Raw genomic sequence first — 15,983 nt, 5'->3', positions numbered from 1 at the left:
GAGACTAACAGTCTCGTACATAGACGGATAGTCTTGTTCTTAAACAGGAGGTGGTACAGATCACGGGCGGCAGCACCGATCCCCGGCCCGCGCGGTCGCGGGCCCGCCTGCTCGAGGCTGCCACCGCGCTGCTGCGTTCCGGGGGTCCGAGCGCAGTGACGGTCGATGCCGTCACGCGTGCTGCCAACGTAGCGAGGGCTACCCTGTATCGTCACTTCCCAAGCGGAAACGATTTGCTGGCAGCGGCTTTCAACAGCCTCATACCGCCGGCGCCGATGCCCTCGCAAGAGGGGTCCCTGCGGGATCGACTCATCGCGGTGGTGGAGGACCAAGGGCGATCGATTGCCGAGGGCGCCGGGATGCTCAGCGCGATGTCATGGCTTGCGCTGGGGCGCGACCTGGAGCAGTTGCCAGACGCGCGCCGTCCCACGGCCGACAGCCCGGCGATCAGCACCCTGCGCGAGCGCATCGCCCAGCAGTACGCTGCACCGTTCGACGCCATCTTCGACAGCCCGGAGGCAGCCGAGCTGGGCGAGATCGACCGCTCACTGGCCATCGCCTTGCTGATCGGCCCGATGGTCGTGGGCCGACTGAGCACGTTGCCCGATTTCGACTACCGGGAATGCGCCCGCGCCGCGGTGGACGGCTTCCTGTATGTGCAGCGCACGCAGAACGCGGCGCTCAGCGAAGCCGATAGCGAATCGGCAGGTGTTTGAGTCCGCCGACGAACACGGTCGAGATGAGCTCTGGCTCGGCGTTGAGCTCAATGGATTCCAGCCGCGGCAGTAGTTCGGTGAAGAAGCTGTTCACCTCCATGCGCGCCAGCGCGGCGCCCAGACAGAAATGCACGCCGTAGCTAAACGACAAGTGCTTGTTGGGATCTCTGCCGACGTCGAAGCGGAAGGGGTCATCGAACACCTCCTCGTCGCGGTTCGCCGACACATAGGACAAATACACCGACTCACCTTTGGCGATCGGAACCCCGCGCACGCTGGTGTCTGCGGTGGCGGTGCGCATGAACTCTTTGACCGGGGTGACCCACCGGATCATCTCCTCGGTGGCCAACGGCATCAGATCCAGGTTGTCGCGCAACCGTTCTCGCTGATCGGGGTTTTCGATCAGCGCCTGCAACCCCCCGGCGATCGTGGCGCTGGTGGTGTCGTGCCCGGCGGTGGCGATGATGACGTAGTAAGACGCGGTGTCGATGTCCGACAGCGGCTCGCCGTCCACGCGGGCGTTGGCGATCGCCGATGCCAAATCTTCGGTCGGGTGCTCGCGCCGTGACGCGGTGAGCGCGTTGAAGTAGTCGAAGAAGTCAAGCAGGATCTGCAGTTGCTCTTCGGGAGTATTGCCGCGCCTGAATTCCTCGTCGTCGCCGCCGAACAGCTCCTGGGTGAGCCGAAGCATCCGCGGAAAGTCGGATTCCGGCAGGCCCAGCAGCGACATGATCACGTACAGCGGGTAGTTGACCGCGACCTCTTGCACGAAGTCGCATTCGGGGCCGGCCTCCATCATCTTGTCGACGTGGATCTTCGCCAGTTCGTCGACGCGGCGCTTGAGTGCGCGCATGGCTTTGGGGCGAAACCAGTCCGCTCCGATCGCGCGCACCACCCGATGTTGCGGGTCGTCCATGTGGATCAAGGTGCGCAGGCCCATCCCGGCTTTCAGTTGCTCTTGGGCGAAATCGTCTTGCTCCGCGGTTGCCAGCAGTGGACGGGGCTCGTTGATCCACAGAGTGTTGTCGCGCTCGATATCCATGATGTCGGCGTGCTTGGTGATCGCCCAGAACGGTCGGTACGGCGGGCAGTCCACCAGCGACACCGGCGCGTGAGCGCGTAAGTGGGTGAGCGCCTCCTGCAGCCGCGGCTCGTCAGCGTAGGCGGTGGGGTCGGCGAATACCTTCGCGGCCTCGTCGATGATCGGTGTGCTCATCACCCTCCTCAACTTGACACCTGTCAACTTTTTTTCAGTCTGGCACGGCCGTGGATATCCGCGAAGCGCTTTCGATGGATCCGTACTCTGAATTGATGCTGATCCGAGCGTCCCGTCGCCGACGGGCATGGGTCGCCGTCTTGGTGGCGGCGATGCTGGCTGCCGGCTGCGGACTCGGCGGCAGCGCGGGACCACACAAGCGTCAGTCGCCCTATGCCGGCCCGCTGGACGCTGCTGTGGTGCATGCGCCGGCGGGCGCGATGCGAGGCTTGGTCGCCGCGGATTACCGGCTTTTCCAAGGCATTCCGTATGCAGCGCCGCCGGTGGGAGCGTTGCGTTGGCAGCCGCCGCAGCCGGCGGCACGGTGGTCGGGAATGCTGGACGCCACCAAGCCCGGCCCGCAATGCGTCCAAGAAGCGCGCCCCGGGAAGACCAGCGAGAACTGCCTCACCCTCAACGTGTGGGCCCCGATGTCGGGACCCTCCGGCAAGCGGCCGGTGATGGTGTGGATTCACGGCGGCGGCTTCATCAACGGCGCCAGTGACATCTATAACGCGCGCTGGTTAGCGGCCAAGGGGCACATCGTCGTCGTCACCATCAACTACCGGTTGGGCGCACTGGGATTTTTGGCTCACCCCGCCCTGGACCAGTCCGACGCGCTCGGCAACTACGGGCTGGCCGATCAGCAGGCCGCGCTGCGCTGGGTGCGCGACAACATCGGCGCCTTCGGTGGTGATCCGGCCAAGGTGACCATTGCCGGTGAATCCGCGGGCGGCATGGCGGTGTGCGACCACCTGGTGGCGCCGGGGTCGGCCGGGCTGTTTCGCGCGGCGATCATCCAGAGCGCGCCGTGTCAGGCACAGGCCGATTTGGCGGCCGCGCAGCGCGCCAGCGTGAAATACGCGGCGTCCATGGGCTGCTCGGATCCGGCGACAGCACGGCAATGCCTGCTCGACTTGGCGCCCACCGACCTGGCGCGACCGCCCTGGTACTCCCATATTGGCGATTCCGACGCGCTGACCAGCCCGGTCACCGGGACACCGACGCTGCCGATGAGTCCCGTCGCCGCCTTCGCGGCCGGCAAAGCTGCCAAGGTTCCGGTCCTGATCGGCGTCAATCACGACGAATTCACCATGTTCGCGGCGCTGCGCTATCTGAAGCGAAACCACGGGGTGACCGCCGCCGAGTATGCCGGGGTGCTGACCGACATCTTCGGCGCCGACGGCCGCGCCGTAATGGCGCGCTATCCGCCCGACCGTTACGGCGGCGACGTGTCGCTCGCCTACGCCGCGGCGGTCACCGACGGTGTCTTCGCCTGCGTGGCCGACCGTATGGCGGTGGCGCTGAGCCGGAACGCGCCGGTGTATGCCTACGAATTCGACGATCCGAACGCTCCGGCGCCGGACAACTTGCGACGCGCGCCGTTTCCCGTGGGTGCCAGCCACTCGCTGGAGTTGCGCTACTTGTTCAAGGTCGGGGGCGCGCCGCCGCTGGACCTGGCTCAGCGTGCGCTGTCGGACCAGATGATCGCCTATTGGAGCCAGTTCGTGACCAGCGGTGAGCCGAAGGTTGCCAAGGCGCCCGACTGGCCGGCGCTGCGGGGCGACCACGCGCCGTGGATGTCGTTACGACCCGACGGCAGCCGGGTCATGACCACCTTCGAGGAGTCGCACCAGTGTCCGTTCTGGGCGACGCTGAAGGGCAGGTCGTGAGCCTCGCCCGCGCCGAGATGTGGAGGGTCAGCGACTGAGCCTCAGCCGCCACCGGGCGCGTCGCCGGGGGGATCGGATGGGTGTCCCGGGGCGGGCGCATGCGGAGCGGGCGCGGCCGGCGCGAAGGGCGGCGGCAGCGGCTGCGGGTTATCGCAATCCATGCCCCTTGGGGTGTTCGGCGGACAAGGAAAGCGGGTAGGAGGCCCCGCGTGGGCGTTTACCCCGGCAAGGGCGATGCCGACGGTCACGGCGGTCGCTACCGCGCAGCGAGCGAAATTGCGCATACTCCTTTCGTACCCTCTGGGAGGGTGCACGCGGTATTTGTGCTGGCTGAGCCGTACATCCCGGCATAGGTGACGCTGCGGCAAGGACCTGATGGCGGGGCCTGCGCCTCCGATGCCGAAGAATTTGGCCGACGCCGCGATCTGGGGCATACTGTTCGGGTTGCCTTGCGCCGGGTTCGCGCCTGGCCGGGCATACGACCGGCGCCCAAACGGGCGCGTCCGGTCCCATCCTCGGAACGCGACGAATTTGGCCGCGAACCAGGCTGCGTGTGGGCGACACGCCCGACCGCGGGGGCCGGTGGACCACGACAGGTAAACAGCGGCGCAACATTCGGCGCGACGCCACCAACGGCGCGCCGTGGACCTAGGTCCGAACAGTGGAGAGTGAGGTAGGAGAAGCGTGGCGGGACAGAAGATCCGCATCAGGCTCAAGGCCTACGACCACGAGGCCATTGACGCCTCGGCGCGCAAGATCGTCGAGACCGTCGTTCGGACCGGCGCCAGCGTGGTTGGTCCGGTGCCGCTGCCGACCGAGAAGAACGTGTACTGCGTGATCCGCTCTCCGCACAAATACAAGGACTCGCGGGAGCACTTCGAAATGCGCACCCACAAGCGGCTGATCGACATCCTCGATCCGACACCGAAGACCGTTGACGCGCTGATGCGCATCGATCTGCCCGCCAGCGTCGACGTCAACATCCAGTAGGAGATCTGCGAGCAATGGCGAGAAAGGGCATTCTGGGCACCAAGCTTGGCATGACGCAGGTGTTCGACGAGAACAACCGGGTGGTCCCGGTGACGGTGGTCAAGGCCGGGCCGAACGTGGTGACCCGCATCCGGACACCGGAGCGGGACGGCTACAGCGCGGTGCAGCTGGCGTACGGCGAGATCAACCCGCGCAAGGTGAACAAGCCGCTGAAGGGTCAATACGCGGCCGCGGGTGTCAACCCGCGTCGGCACCTGGCCGAGCTGCGTCTGGACAGCGCCGAGGCGGCCGCCGAGTATGAGGTCGGCCAGGAGCTGACCGCTGAGATCTTCACCCCCGGAAGCTATGTGGACGTCACCGGCACCTCGAAAGGTAAGGGCTTCGCCGGCACCATGAAGCGCCATGGCTTCCGCGGGCAAGGTGCCAGCCACGGTACGCAGGCCGTGCACCGCCGCCCGGGTTCCATCGGTGGTTGCGCCACGCCGGCGCGGGTGTTCAAGGGCACTCGGATGGCCGGTCGGATGGGTAACGACCGGGTCACCATGCAGAACCTGTTGGTGCACAAGGTCGACGCTGACAACGGTGTGCTGCTGATCAAGGGCGCTGTCCCCGGCCGCAAGGGTGGGCTCGTCATGGTGCGCAGCGCGGTAAAACGAGGTGAGAAGTAATGGCCGGCATCAAGATTGACGTCAAGGCCCCGGACGGTAAGAAGAGCGGCACAGTCGAGCTTCCGGCCGAGCTGTTCGACGCGCCCGCCAACATCGCCCTGATGCACCAAGTGGTCACCGCTCAGCGGGCCGCCGCGCGACAGGGCACCCACTCGACCAAAACCCGCGGCGAGGTTCGCGGTGGCGGCCGTAAGCCGTACCGGCAGAAGGGCACCGGCCGCGCGCGGCAGGGCTCGGTGCGTGCCCCGCAGTTCACCGGTGGTGGCGTCGTGCACGGTCCCAAGCCGCGCGACTACAGCCAGCGCACCCCGAAGAAGATGATCGCGGCCGCCCTGCGCGGGGCGCTGTCGGACCGGGCACGCAACGGACGCATCCACGCCGTCACCGAGCTGGTGTCGGGCCAGAAGCCGTCGACCAAGAGCGCCAAGGCTTTCCTGGCCACGCTGACCGACCGCAAGCAGGTTCTGGTGGTGACCGGTCGCAGCGACGAGACGGGCATCAAGAGCGTGCGCAACCTGCCGGGCGTGCATGTCTTGCCCCCCGACCAGCTCAACACGTACGACGTGCTGCGTGCCGACGATGTGGTGTTCTCCGTCGAAGCGCTGAACGCCTACATCGCTGCCAACAGCAAGACCGCCGAGGAGGTTTCGGCCTGATGGCGACCGTCACTGACCCCCGCGACATCATCTTGGCGCCGGTCATCTCGGAGAAGTCCTACGGGCTGATCGACGACAACGTGTACACGTTCCTGGTGCACCCCGACTCGAACAAGACACAGATAAAGATCGCGATCGAAAAGATCTTTTCGGTCAAGGTGGCGGCGGTGAACACCGCCAATCGGCGCGGCAAGCGCAAGCGCACCCGCACCGGCTACGGCAAACGCAAGGACACCAAGCGGGCCATTGTGACGTTGGCGCCCGGCAGCAAGCCGATCGACCTGTTCGGGACACCGGCGTAGCGAGAGAGAAAGACCTAACTGACATGGCAATTCGCAAGTACAAGCCGACGACTCCGGGTCGTCGCGGCGCCAGTGTCTCCGACTTCGCCGAGATCACTCGCTCCCACCCGGAGAAGTCTTTGGTGCGCCCTTTGCACGGCCGCGGTGGCCGCAACGCGCACGGCCGAATCACCACCCGGCACCGCGGTGGTGGGCACAAACGTGCGTACCGGGTGATCGACTTCCGCCGTAACGACAAGGACGGCGTCAACGCCAAGGTCGCGCACATCGAGTACGACCCGAACCGCACCGCCCGGATCGCGTTGCTGCATTACCTCGATGGCGAGAAGCGCTACATCATTGCGCCCCAAGGGCTGTCGCAGGGTGACGTTGTTGAGTCAGGCCCGAATGCCGACATCAAACCGGGCAACAACCTTCCGCTGCGCAACATCCCGGCCGGTACCTTGATCCACGCCGTGGAGTTGCGGCCCGGCGGCGGCGCCAAGCTGGCGCGTTCGGCCGGCTCGAGTATTCAGTTGCTCGGTAAAGAAGGCAGCTACGCGTCGTTGCGTATGCCCAGTGGCGAGATCCGCCGGGTCGACGTGCGCTGTCGCGCGACCGTCGGCGAGGTTGGCAACGCCGAGCAGTCCAACATCAACTGGGGTAAGGCCGGTCGGATGCGCTGGAAGGGCAAGCGTCCGTCCGTCCGCGGTGTGGTGATGAACCCGGTCGATCACCCACACGGTGGTGGTGAAGGCAAAACGTCCGGTGGACGCCACCCGGTCAGCCCGTGGGGTAAGCCCGAGGGCCGCACCCGCCGACCGAACAAGCCCAGCAACAAGCTCATCGTCCGCCGCCGGCGCACCGGCAAGAAGCACGGGCGCTAGGGAGTTCAGGAGTAGCCGATGCCACGCAGCCTCAAGAAGGGTCCGTTCGTCGACGACCATCTGCTCAAGAAGGTCGATGCGCAGAACGAGAAGAACACCAAGCAGGTCATCAAGACCTGGTCGCGGCGATCGACCATCATTCCGGACTTCATTGGTCACACGTTCGCCGTCCATGACGGGCGCAAGCATGTGCCGGTGTTCATCACCGAGGCGATGGTGGGCCACAAGCTGGGTGAGTTTGCGCCGACGCGCACCTTCAAGGGACATATCAAGGACGACCGGAAAGCCAAGCGGCGATGACAAGGGCTAGCGAAGCCACTGCGGCTACTGAATTTCCTTCTGCGACAGCCAAAGCGCGGTTCGTGCGGGTATCGCCGACCAAGGCGCGCCGGGTGATCAACCTGGTGCGCGGCAAGCCGGTGTCCGAGGCGCTCGACATCCTGCGCTGGGCCCCGCAGGCGGCCAGCGTGCCCGTGGCCAAGGTCATCGCCAGCGCAGCCGCCAACGCGCAGAACAACGACGGTCTGGACCCGGCAACGCTGGTGGTGGCCAGCGTCTGCGCCGACGACGGCCCGACGGCCAAGCGGATTCGCCCGCGCGCCCAGGGCCGGGCGTTCCGGATCCGCCGGCGCACCAGTCACATCACGGTGGTGGTGGAAAGCCGGCCGATGAAGGACGAGCGCGGCTCTCGTTCCGCGAGCACCGCCCGCGCCCGTCGCGCCCAAGCCAGCAAGGCCGCCGCCAAGAAGGCGCCGGCCAAGGAGACCCCGGCGAAGAAGGCGACCGCCGAGAAGGCCGCCGAAAAGGCCCCCGCCAAGAAGGCCCCGGCGAAGAAGGCAGCCGCCGAGAAGGCACCGGCCAAGAAAGCCGCGGAAAAGGCGCCCGCCAAGAAGGCCGGCGAAAAGGCAACGGCGAAGAAAGCCGCCGAAAAGGCCCCCGCCAAGAAGGCCGCAGAAACCTCCAAGAAGACTTCCGAGACTTCTGAAGCGAAGGGAGGCTCGCAGTAGTGGGCCAAAAGATCAATCCGCACGGATTCCGGCTCGGTATCACCACCGACTGGAAGTCTCGCTGGTACGCAGACAAGCAGTACGCCGAGTACGTCAAGGAAGATGTCGCGATTCGCCGGCTGCTGTCCAGCGGCTTGGAGCGCGCCGGGATCGCCGACGTGGAGATCGAGCGCACCCGCGACCGGGTCCGGGTAGACATTCACACCGCCCGGCCGGGCATCGTGATCGGCCGCCGCGGCACCGAAGCCGACCGCATCCGTGCCGATCTGGAAAAACTGACCGGCAAGCAGGTTCAGCTCAACATCCTCGAGGTGAAAAACCCTGAGTCGCAAGCCCAGCTGGTGGCGCAGGGCGTCGCCGAGCAGTTGAGCAACCGCGTCGCGTTTCGCCGGGCGATGCGCAAGGCCATCCAATCAGCCATGCGCCAACCCAACGTCAAGGGCATCCGGGTGCAGTGCTCGGGCCGCCTCGGCGGCGCGGAAATGAGCCGCTCGGAGTTCTATCGCGAAGGCCGCGTCCCGCTGCACACGTTGCGTGCCGACATCGACTACGGCCTGTACGAGGCCAAGACCACCTTCGGCCGCATCGGCGTCAAGGTGTGGATCTACAAGGGCGACATTGTCGGCGGCAAGCGCGAACTCGTCGCTCCCACGGCGGCCGGCGCCGAGCGTCCGCGCCGCGAGCGTCCGTCGGGCACCCGTCCGCGCCGCAGCGGCGCCGCCGGCACCACCGCGACGGGTACCGAGGCAGGTCGGGCCGCCTCGGGTGCCGAAGAGACTGCCGCCGCGCCGCCGGCCGATGAGCCGGCTCCTGAGACGCAGAGCACGGAGAGCTGAATCATGCTTATTCCCCGCAAAGTCAAGCACCGCAAACAGCACCATCCACGTCAGCGCGGCATCGCCAGCGGCGGCACCACCGTCAGCTTCGGTGATTACGGCATCCAGGCGTTGGAGCATGCTTACGTCACCAACCGGCAGATCGAATCCGCCCGTATCGCCATCAACCGGCACATCAAGCGTGGCGGCAAGGTGTGGATCAACATCTTCCCGGACCGTCCGCTGACCAAGAAGCCGGCGGAAACCCGGATGGGTTCGGGTAAGGGTTCGCCGGAGTGGTGGGTGGCCAACGTCAAGCCCGGACGGGTGCTGTTCGAGCTCAGCTATCCGAATGAGTCGATCGCCCGGGCCGCGCTCACCCGGGCAATCCACAAGTTGCCGATCAAGGCACGCATCATCACCCGAGAGGAGCAGTTCTGATGGCAGTGGGTGTTTCCGCTGGCGAACTGCGCGAGCTCACCGACGACGAGCTGGTCGACCGGCTCCGCGAATCCAAGGAAGAGCTGTTCAATCTGCGTTTCCAGATGGCGACCGGCCAGCTCAACAACAACCGTCGACTTCGCACGGTGCGCCGGGAAATCGCACGTATCTACACGGTGTTGCGCGAACGCGAACTCGGCCTGGCATCGGGCCCCGATGGTGCTGAAAATGAGGAATCGTAATGGCAGAGGCGAAAACCGGTACCAAGACCGCAGCGAAAAAGGCTGCCGCTAAGAAGACCACGCCGAATAAATCCGCAGAAACCACTCCGAGGGAAAAAGGCCCCAAGCACACTCCGCGCAAAGCCAAGCCGCGGGGTCGCCGCAAGACTGCGATCGGCTACGTGGTGAGCGACAAGATGCAGAAGACGATCGTGGTCGAGCTGGAGGACCGGGTGAAGCACCCGCTCTACGGCAAGATCATTCGCAGCACCAAGAAGGTGAAGGCGCACGACGAGAACAGCGTTGCCGGCATCGGCGATCGGGTATCGCTGATGGAGACCCGTCCGCTGTCGGCGACCAAGCGCTGGCGGCTGGTGGAGATCTTGGAGAAGGCCAAGTAGGTTAGCGCGAGCAGACACGCAAAAGCCCCCAATTCCGCTGCGGAATGGGGGCTTTTGGGTCTGCTCGCCGGGGTATAGTCGCGACGGTGGCGACCGAATTCACCGGCAAAATCGAGCTCGACATACGGGACTCCGAGCCCGACTGGGGGCCTTTCGCGGCGCCGACCGCGCCGGAGAATGCACCCAACGTCCTCTACCTAGTCTGGGACGACGTCGGGATCGCGACGTGGGATTGCTTCGGTGGTCTGGTCGAAATGCCGAATATGACACGCATCGCCGACCGCGGCGTCCGGCTGTCCCAATTCCACACCACCGCGCTGTGTTCCCCCACTCGGGCGTCCTTGCTGACCGGTCGCAACGCCACCACGGTGGGGATGGCCACCATCGAGGAATTCACCGACGGATTCCCCAACTGCAACGGCCGTATCCCAGCCGACACCGCCCTGCTCTCCGAAGTGCTTGCCGAACAGGGCTACAACACCTACTGCACCGGTAAATGGCACCTGACTCCGCTCGAGGAGTCCAGCCTGGCGTCGACCAAGCGTCACTGGCCGCTGTCTCGCGGATTCGAACGGTTCTACGGATTCATGGGCGGCGAGACCGACCAGTGGTATCCCGATCTGATCTACGACAACCACCCGGTCCCACCGCCCGGCACACCCGAGGACGGCTACCACCTATCGAAGGACATCGCCGACAAGACAATCGAATTCATCCGCGACGCCAAGGTGATCGCGCCGAACAAACCGTGGTTCAGCTACGTGTGCCCCGGTGCCGGTCACGCCCCGCACCATGTGTTCAAAGAATGGGCCGACAAATACGCCGGCCGCTTCGACATGGGCTACGAGCGTTACCGCGAGATCGTCCTGGAACGACAGAAGGCGATGGGCATCGTTCCACCTGACACCGAGCTGTCACCGATGAACCCGTACCTCGATGTGACGGGCCCCAATGGTGAGCCGTGGCCGGTTCAGGACACGGTGCGGCCCTGGGATTCACTAACCGCCGACGAGAAGAAATTGTTCAGCAGGATGGCCGAAGTATTCGCCGGCTTCCTGAGCTACACCGATGCGCAGATCGGCCGAATCCTGGACTATCTTGCAGAATCCGGTCAACTCGACAACACCATCATCGTGGTGATCTCCGATAACGGCGCCAGCGGGGAGGGCGGGCCGAACGGGTCGGTCAACGAGTCGAAGTTCTTCAACGGCTACATCGACACCGTCGAAGAAAGCCTGAAGTTCCTCGATCGCCTCGGTGGGCCAGAGACCTACAACCATTACCCGATCGGCTGGGCGATGGCGTTCAACACCCCCTACAAGCTGTTCAAGCGCTACGCCTCGCACGAGGGAGGTATCGCTGATACCGCAATCATCTCCTGGCCCAACGGGATTGCTGCGCACGGCGAGGTCCGCGACAATTACATCAGCGTTTGCGATATCACCCCCACCGTCTACGACCTGCTGGGCATCACGCCACCGGAGGTCGTCAAGGGGATTCCCCAGCGTCCGCTGGACGGAGTGAGTTTCAAAGCGGCGCTGGCAGATCCGGCAGCAGATACCGGTAAACACACCCAGTTCTACACCATGCTGGGCACTCGGGGGATCTGGCACGACGGCTGGTTCGCCAATACGGTGCACGCTGCCACGCCTTCGGGCTGGTCACATTTCGACTCCGATCGCTGGGAGCTGTTCAACATCGCGGCCGACCGCAGTCAGTGCCACGACCTGGCCGCAGAGCGGCCGGACAAGCTCGAGGAACTCAAGGCGTTGTGGTTCTCGGAGGCGGCCAAGTACAACGGGCTGCCGCTGGCGGATTTCAACATCTTGGAAACGATGACGCGGTGGCGGCCTTACCTGGTCGGGGAGAGGTCGACCTTCGTCTACTACCCCGACGCCGCCGATGTGCACATGGGCGCCGGCGTCGAGATACGCGGCCAATCATTCTCCGTGGTCGCCGACGCGACGGTCGACACTACCGGTGCCGAAGGAGTGTTGTTCAAACAGGGCGGCGCCCACGGCGGGCACGTTCTGTTCATCCAGGACGGGCGGCTGCATTACGTCTACAACTTCCTCGGGGAGCGGGAACAGACGCTGTCGTCGGCGGGCGCGGTGCCGTTGGGTCGCCACCTTTTCGGCGTCCACTACACGCGCTCAGGGACGGTCCCGAACAGCCACACACCGCTCGGTGATGCCGTGCTGTACATCGACGGCCAGGCCGTCGCAACCCTGCCGGACATGACGACACAGCCGGGAACCTTCGGGTTGGCCGGCGCCACGATCAGCGTCGGGCGCAACAGCGGTTCAGCGGTGTCGCGCCGATACAAGGCGCCGTTCAGATTCACCGGCGGCACCATCACGCAGGTCACCGTCGACATCTCCGGCACTGCATACGAGGATCTGGAAAAGAAGCTGGCGCTGGCGTTTTCGCGTGACTGAAGTAGAGCTGACCGAGCTGGTCGAGCTGCCCGGCGGATCGTTCCGGATGGGCTCGACGAGCTTTTACCCCGAAGAGGCGCCGATACACACCGCCGTCGTCGATGCGTTCGCGATGGAACGCCATCCGGTGACCAACGCCCAATTCGCCGAATTCGTCGCTGCCACAGGCTATGTGACCGTCGCAGAACAACCCATCGACCCCGCGCTGTACCCCGGAGCCGACCCAAACGATCTGCAGCCGGGGGCGCTGGTGTTTCGACCGACGGCGGGACCCGTGGATCTGCGGGACTGGCGGCAATGGTGGCAGTGGGTTCCCGGCGCGAATTGGCGACACCCATTCGGCCCGGACAGTGACATCGCCGACAAGGCTGATCATCCCGTCGTGCAGGTCGCCTATCCCGACGCCGCGGCCTATGCGCGGTGGGCCGGGCGGCGTCTGCCCACCGAGGCCGAGTGGGAGTACGCCGCGCGCGGCGGGACCACGACGACCTACCCCTGGGGCGACGAGGAAAAGCCGGGCGGGCAGTTGATGGCCAACACCTGGCAGGGCCGATTCCCATACCGCAACGACGGCGCCCTGGGCTGGATGGGGACCTCGCCGGTGGGGGCATTCCCGCCCAACCCGGTGGGTCTGCTCGACATGATCGGCAACGTCTGGGAGTGGACGACCACCGAATTCTCGCCCCATCACCGGCTCAAGGAGCCGCCGAAAGCCTGCTGCACGCCGACCGGGCCCCCCGATCCGGGGGTCAACCAGACCCTGAAGGGCGGCTCGCATCTGTGCGCGCCCGAGTACTGCCACCGCTACCGGCCGGCGGCGCGCTCGCCGCAGTCGCAGGACAGCGCCACCACTCATATCGGGTTTCGCTGCGTGGTCGACAGGTAGATGGTCCGGCGTACCTTGCCGATGGTCCTCAAGCTGGCTAAAGCACAGCCCGAATTAGTGTGCTGTGGTTGCCGTGACGATGGCTTGGGATTGTGAGACTGAATTCGCCCACGCTTCCACCTCAGGGAAGTGCAGTGGGCACAGATCTCTGACCGCTATCCCCATGAATTCACCCACCTGATATGGGTTTAGGTTGGTCATTGTCAGAAGTTCTCCCTCCACCAAGGTTGCGGGGTCTTGGCCTTGGTCAAGCTGAGCGCAGATGTACGTTCCTGCCTCCTCGAGGCCGGTAGCGCCGGAGGCGGTATCGGTGAACCCCGCCGCCTCCACGTCCTGCAGGAACTCGGTGGTGTCGGCGTGCGCCGCCGGTGCTGCCAACACTGCCGTGATTGCTGCTGCTGTCATGAACCGAATTTTCATTTCTCCGCCCCTAAATCGATGGTTTTACAGGTATTAGGGGTTTCGCCAGCTGGCCACTGAGCACCGAAATCGACGAATCAATTCTCGGATGGTAGGAGACTACCTCGCTAAAATCCTTGTGGGGCGGAAATAACTGAAACCGACGAGAGGCCTACATCGGAGGAATTGCCCACCCGCAGCTTCAAACAAAGACCTCGATCCGAACAATTGTTCGGCCAGACCTCGTATTCTCGGGTCGGTGCACAATATTCCCATGTTCCGTGGGCAGCTACCGCCGCTGGCTGCCGAAGACCACACCTGCGATGTGTGCGCGCTGACCTATCCAGAGATCAGCATCGGCCAGGCCGTTCGTGCCATCGAGAAACTACCGGCCGCGGTGGGTGCAGCCGTCGCCGACATCCCACCTGAGACGCAGCGGCGGCGCCCCGGCCCGCGGGTGTGGTCGGTCGCTGAGTATGTCTGCCACCTGCGCGACGTCTACATGACCTTCACCATCCGGCTGCACCGGACCCGCGATGAGGTCCGGCCGGCGCTGGAACCGATGTTCAACGACCTAAGGGCGCAAAGGTTCCGTTACAACGAATGCGATCTGACCGCCATGCTGGACGAACTGGGTGCGGCCGCGTCCGGCTTCTGCGAGGAAGTCGCGCGTACCGGAGAACACGACTGGGACCGCGTCGCGACGCGATTGCCAGGGGAGCAGCGGACGGCGCGTTGGCTCGTCCGCCAGGCGATGCACGAAGGTGTTCACCACCTCGGCGATATCCGCAGGATCGGCAGCATAAGCGGCTAGCCCTCAAATTTGGCTCTGAGCAGGTGATCCCCTAGACTCTAGGGGTTGCCGTGGGCAGACCTCGGCCGGCGCGTGCACGATACTTTGCCGGCCCCGCGTGCCGTTCGGCGATGAAGACCACGCACGTCAGACAGCGATAGCACCCGTCTGTCGTGCACACGCGAACCAGGTCAGGAGATCTAGGTGATTCAGCAGGAATCGCGGCTGAAGGTCGCCGACAACACCGGCGCCAAGGAGATCTTGTGCATCCGGGTGCTCGGCGGCTCGTCGCGACGCTACGCCGGTATCGGCGACGTGATCGTGGCGACGGTCAAAGACGCCATCCCCGGCGGCAACATCAGGCGCGGCGAAATCGTCAAGGCTGTCGTGGTGCGCACCGTCAAGGAGCGCCGCCGCCCCGACGGCAGCTACATCAAGTTCGACGAGAACGCGGCCGTCATCATCAAGCCTGACAACGACCCGCGCGGCACCCGCATCTTCGGGCCGGTCGGCCGGGAACTGCGGGAAAAGCGCTTCATGAAGATCATCTCGCTGGCCCCGGAGGTGCTGTAGATGAAGGTCCACAAGGGCGACACCGTGCTGGTCATCTCCGGCAAGGACAAGGGCGCCAAGGGTAAGGTCCTACAGGCCTACCCGGCCCGCAACAAGGTGCTCGTCGAGGGCGTCAACCGGATCAAAAAACACACCCCGATCTCGACCAATCAGCGCGGCGCCCGCTCGGGCGGCATCGTCACCCAGGAAGCCCCGATTCACGTCTCCAACGTGATGGTGGTCGACTCCGACGGCAAACCCACCCGGATCGGGTACCGGTTCGACGAGGAAACCGGCAAGAAGGTCCGCATCTCCAAGCGCAACGGCAAGGACATCTGATGACGACGGCAGAAAAAGTTCAGCCCCGGCTGAAGATGCGCTACCGCGACGAGATCCGCGATGCGCTCAACAAAGAGTTCGGCTACCGCAACGTCATGCAGATCCCGACCGTGGTCAAGGTTGTGGTCAACATGGGTGTGGGCGACGCCGCCCGCGACGCCAAGCTGATCAACGGCGCGGTCAACGACCTGGCGATGATCACCGGGCAGCGGCCGGAGATCCGGCGGGCCCGCAAATCGATCGCGCAATTCAAGCTGCGCGAGGGCATGCCGATCGGGGCGCGGGTGACACTGCGCGGCGATCGGATGTGGGAATTCCTCGACCGGCTCACCTCGATCGCGCTGCCGCGTATCCGCGACTTCCGCGGCCTGTCGCCCAAGCAGTTCGACGGCGCCGGCAACTACACGTTCGGGCTGGCCGAGCAGTCGGTGTTCCACGAGATCGACGTGGACTCCATCGACCGGACCCGTGGCATGGACATCACCGTCGTCACCTCGGCGACGAACGACGACGAAGGACGAGCGCTGTTGCGGGCCCTCGGCTTTCCGTTCAAGGAGAACTGAGC

Annotated in this window: 21 protein-coding genes; 19 read left to right on the top strand and 2 right to left on the bottom strand. The window is 65.1% G+C overall.

Features of this window, described 5'->3' with window-relative positions; translation table 11 throughout:
• The first annotated feature begins 50 nt into the window (after positions 1-50).
• A complete protein-coding gene (locus MSP7336_RS01345; protein ID WP_069395664.1) occupies positions 51-716 on the top strand; it encodes a TetR/AcrR family transcriptional regulator in 666 nt (221 codons plus the stop codon).
• Here MSP7336_RS01345 and MSP7336_RS01340 read toward each other — a convergent pair.
• Positions 682-1,932, bottom strand: a complete 1,251-nt coding sequence (locus MSP7336_RS01340; RefSeq protein ID WP_069395663.1) for a cytochrome P450 — start codon at positions 1,930-1,932, stop codon at positions 682-684. The genes MSP7336_RS01345 and MSP7336_RS01340 overlap by 35 nt on opposite strands.
• A gap of 95 nt (positions 1,933-2,027) precedes the next feature.
• On the opposite strand from MSP7336_RS01340, the gene MSP7336_RS01335 reads away from it, so the two are divergent.
• From MSP7336_RS01335 to MSP7336_RS01265, 14 genes are all read left to right on the top strand, one after another.
• Entirely contained in the window at positions 2,028-3,644 is a 1,617-nt protein-coding gene (locus tag MSP7336_RS01335; RefSeq protein ID WP_069395748.1) for a carboxylesterase/lipase family protein, read from the top strand.
• 684 nt (positions 3,645-4,328) lie between these two features.
• The gene (rpsJ, locus tag MSP7336_RS01325) at positions 4,329-4,634 is read left to right on the top strand and encodes a 30S ribosomal protein S10 (protein WP_003873519.1); all 306 of its coding nucleotides are present in this window, start codon (positions 4,329-4,331) and stop codon (positions 4,632-4,634) included.
• A 14-nt stretch (positions 4,635-4,648) separates the two neighbouring features.
• Positions 4,649-5,302: a 50S ribosomal protein L3 gene (gene rplC / locus MSP7336_RS01320; protein ID WP_069395662.1), complete on the top strand. Its 654-nt coding sequence runs from the start codon at positions 4,649-4,651 to the stop codon at positions 5,300-5,302.
• Complete coding sequence (rplD, locus tag MSP7336_RS01315) at positions 5,302-5,958, top strand: 50S ribosomal protein L4 (RefSeq protein ID WP_069395661.1); 657 nt, start codon at positions 5,302-5,304, stop codon at positions 5,956-5,958. Before rplC ends, rplD begins: the two co-directional genes overlap by 1 nt.
• Positions 5,958-6,260 carry a 50S ribosomal protein L23 gene (gene rplW / locus MSP7336_RS01310; protein ID WP_069395660.1) on the top strand — a complete coding sequence of 101 codons (303 nt, stop codon included), beginning with the start codon at positions 5,958-5,960 and terminating at the stop codon, positions 6,258-6,260. Before rplD ends, rplW begins: the two co-directional genes overlap by 1 nt.
• Before the next feature lie 23 nt (positions 6,261-6,283).
• Complete coding sequence (rplB, locus tag MSP7336_RS01305) at positions 6,284-7,126, top strand: 50S ribosomal protein L2 (protein WP_069395659.1); 843 nt, start codon at positions 6,284-6,286, stop codon at positions 7,124-7,126.
• 18 nt (positions 7,127-7,144) lie between these two features.
• A complete protein-coding gene (rpsS, locus tag MSP7336_RS01300) occupies positions 7,145-7,426 on the top strand; it encodes a 30S ribosomal protein S19 (protein WP_045373356.1) in 282 nt (93 codons plus the stop codon).
• The gene (gene rplV / locus MSP7336_RS01295; RefSeq protein ID WP_069395658.1) at positions 7,423-8,133 is read left to right on the top strand and encodes a 50S ribosomal protein L22; all 711 of its coding nucleotides are present in this window, start codon (positions 7,423-7,425) and stop codon (positions 8,131-8,133) included. The genes rpsS and rplV overlap by 4 nt, the downstream gene beginning before the upstream one ends.
• Positions 8,133-8,969, top strand: coding sequence for a 30S ribosomal protein S3 (rpsC, locus tag MSP7336_RS01290; RefSeq protein WP_069395657.1), 837 nt, complete (start codon positions 8,133-8,135; stop codon positions 8,967-8,969). The genes rplV and rpsC overlap by 1 nt, the downstream gene beginning before the upstream one ends.
• 3 nt (positions 8,970-8,972) lie before the next feature.
• The gene (gene rplP, locus MSP7336_RS01285; RefSeq protein ID WP_069395656.1) at positions 8,973-9,389 is read left to right on the top strand and encodes a 50S ribosomal protein L16; all 417 of its coding nucleotides are present in this window, start codon (positions 8,973-8,975) and stop codon (positions 9,387-9,389) included.
• On the top strand, positions 9,389-9,631 hold the full coding sequence (gene rpmC / locus MSP7336_RS01280; RefSeq protein WP_069395655.1) for a 50S ribosomal protein L29: 243 nt from the start codon (positions 9,389-9,391) through the stop codon (positions 9,629-9,631). The genes rplP and rpmC overlap by 1 nt, the downstream gene beginning before the upstream one ends.
• On the top strand, positions 9,631-10,011 hold the full coding sequence (gene rpsQ, locus MSP7336_RS01275; RefSeq protein ID WP_084226412.1) for a 30S ribosomal protein S17: 381 nt from the start codon (positions 9,631-9,633) through the stop codon (positions 10,009-10,011). The genes rpmC and rpsQ overlap by 1 nt, the downstream gene beginning before the upstream one ends.
• 44 nt (positions 10,012-10,055) lie before the next feature.
• Complete coding sequence (locus tag MSP7336_RS01270) at positions 10,056-12,449, top strand: arylsulfatase (protein WP_069395654.1); 2,394 nt, start codon at positions 10,056-10,058, stop codon at positions 12,447-12,449.
• Positions 12,450-12,495: 46 nt separating this feature from the next.
• On the top strand, positions 12,496-13,335 hold the full coding sequence (locus MSP7336_RS01265; protein WP_069395746.1) for a formylglycine-generating enzyme family protein: 840 nt from the start codon (positions 12,496-12,498) through the stop codon (positions 13,333-13,335).
• Positions 13,336-13,389: 54 nt separating this feature from the next.
• Here MSP7336_RS01265 and MSP7336_RS01260 read toward each other — a convergent pair whose 3' ends face one another.
• Positions 13,390-13,740 (bottom strand): DUF732 domain-containing protein, encoded by a 351-nt coding sequence (locus MSP7336_RS01260; RefSeq protein WP_181786496.1) that lies wholly within the window; start codon positions 13,738-13,740, stop codon positions 13,390-13,392.
• A 268-nt stretch (positions 13,741-14,008) separates the two neighbouring features.
• Here MSP7336_RS01260 and MSP7336_RS01255 point away from each other — a divergent pair, with 268 nt between their 5' ends.
• From MSP7336_RS01255 to rplE, 4 genes are all read left to right on the top strand, one after another.
• Positions 14,009-14,548 (top strand): DinB family protein, encoded by a 540-nt coding sequence (locus MSP7336_RS01255; protein WP_069395652.1) that lies wholly within the window; start codon positions 14,009-14,011, stop codon positions 14,546-14,548.
• A gap of 183 nt (positions 14,549-14,731) precedes the next feature.
• Positions 14,732-15,100, top strand: a complete 369-nt coding sequence (gene rplN, locus MSP7336_RS01250) for a 50S ribosomal protein L14 (RefSeq protein WP_069395651.1) — start codon at positions 14,732-14,734, stop codon at positions 15,098-15,100.
• A complete protein-coding gene (gene rplX / locus MSP7336_RS01245) occupies positions 15,101-15,418 on the top strand; it encodes a 50S ribosomal protein L24 (RefSeq protein ID WP_069395650.1) in 318 nt (105 codons plus the stop codon).
• Positions 15,418-15,981, top strand: coding sequence for a 50S ribosomal protein L5 (rplE, locus tag MSP7336_RS01240; protein ID WP_069395649.1), 564 nt, complete (start codon positions 15,418-15,420; stop codon positions 15,979-15,981). Before rplX ends, rplE begins: the two co-directional genes overlap by 1 nt.
• Positions 15,982-15,983 lie beyond the last annotated feature (2 nt).

Origin of the sequence: Mycobacterium shimoidei (assembly GCF_900417275.1) — a bacterium.
GTDB classification, from domain to species: Bacteria; Actinomycetota; Actinomycetes; order Mycobacteriales; family Mycobacteriaceae; genus Mycobacterium; species Mycobacterium shimoidei.
The sequence above is the reverse complement of the archived record's forward strand: the minus strand, read 5'-3'. Positions and strand labels throughout refer to the sequence as shown.

Bases quoted from the DNA above. Each gene is read 5' to 3' on its own strand.
- MSP7336_RS01340 (WP_069395663.1), bottom strand. From the start codon at position 1,932: ATGAGCACACCGATCATCGACGAGGCCGCGAAGGTATTCGCCGACCCC.
- MSP7336_RS01335 (WP_069395748.1), top strand. From the start codon at position 2,028: ATGCTGATCCGAGCGTCCCGTCGCCGACGGGCATGGGTCGCCGTCTTG.
- rplC (WP_069395662.1), top strand. From the start codon at position 4,649: ATGGCGAGAAAGGGCATTCTGGGCACCAAGCTTGGCATGACGCAGGTG.
- rplD (WP_069395661.1), top strand. From the start codon at position 5,302: ATGGCCGGCATCAAGATTGACGTCAAGGCCCCGGACGGTAAGAAGAGC.
- rplW (WP_069395660.1), top strand. From the start codon at position 5,958: ATGGCGACCGTCACTGACCCCCGCGACATCATCTTGGCGCCGGTCATC.
- rplB (WP_069395659.1), top strand. From the start codon at position 6,284: ATGGCAATTCGCAAGTACAAGCCGACGACTCCGGGTCGTCGCGGCGCC.
- rpsS (WP_045373356.1), top strand. From the start codon at position 7,145: ATGCCACGCAGCCTCAAGAAGGGTCCGTTCGTCGACGACCATCTGCTC.
- rplV (WP_069395658.1), top strand. From the start codon at position 7,423: ATGACAAGGGCTAGCGAAGCCACTGCGGCTACTGAATTTCCTTCTGCG.
- rplP (WP_069395656.1), top strand. From the start codon at position 8,973: ATGCTTATTCCCCGCAAAGTCAAGCACCGCAAACAGCACCATCCACGT.
- rpmC (WP_069395655.1), top strand. From the start codon at position 9,389: ATGGCAGTGGGTGTTTCCGCTGGCGAACTGCGCGAGCTCACCGACGAC.
- rpsQ (WP_084226412.1), top strand. From the start codon at position 9,631: ATGGCAGAGGCGAAAACCGGTACCAAGACCGCAGCGAAAAAGGCTGCC.
- MSP7336_RS01270 (WP_069395654.1), top strand. From the start codon at position 10,056: ATGGGGGCTTTTGGGTCTGCTCGCCGGGGTATAGTCGCGACGGTGGCG.
- MSP7336_RS01265 (WP_069395746.1), top strand. From the start codon at position 12,496: ATGGGCTCGACGAGCTTTTACCCCGAAGAGGCGCCGATACACACCGCC.
- MSP7336_RS01260 (WP_181786496.1), bottom strand. From the start codon at position 13,740: ATGACAGCAGCAGCAATCACGGCAGTGTTGGCAGCACCGGCGGCGCAC.
- MSP7336_RS01255 (WP_069395652.1), top strand. From the start codon at position 14,009: ATGTTCCGTGGGCAGCTACCGCCGCTGGCTGCCGAAGACCACACCTGC.
- rplX (WP_069395650.1), top strand. From the start codon at position 15,101: ATGAAGGTCCACAAGGGCGACACCGTGCTGGTCATCTCCGGCAAGGAC.
- rplE (WP_069395649.1), top strand. From the start codon at position 15,418: ATGACGACGGCAGAAAAAGTTCAGCCCCGGCTGAAGATGCGCTACCGC.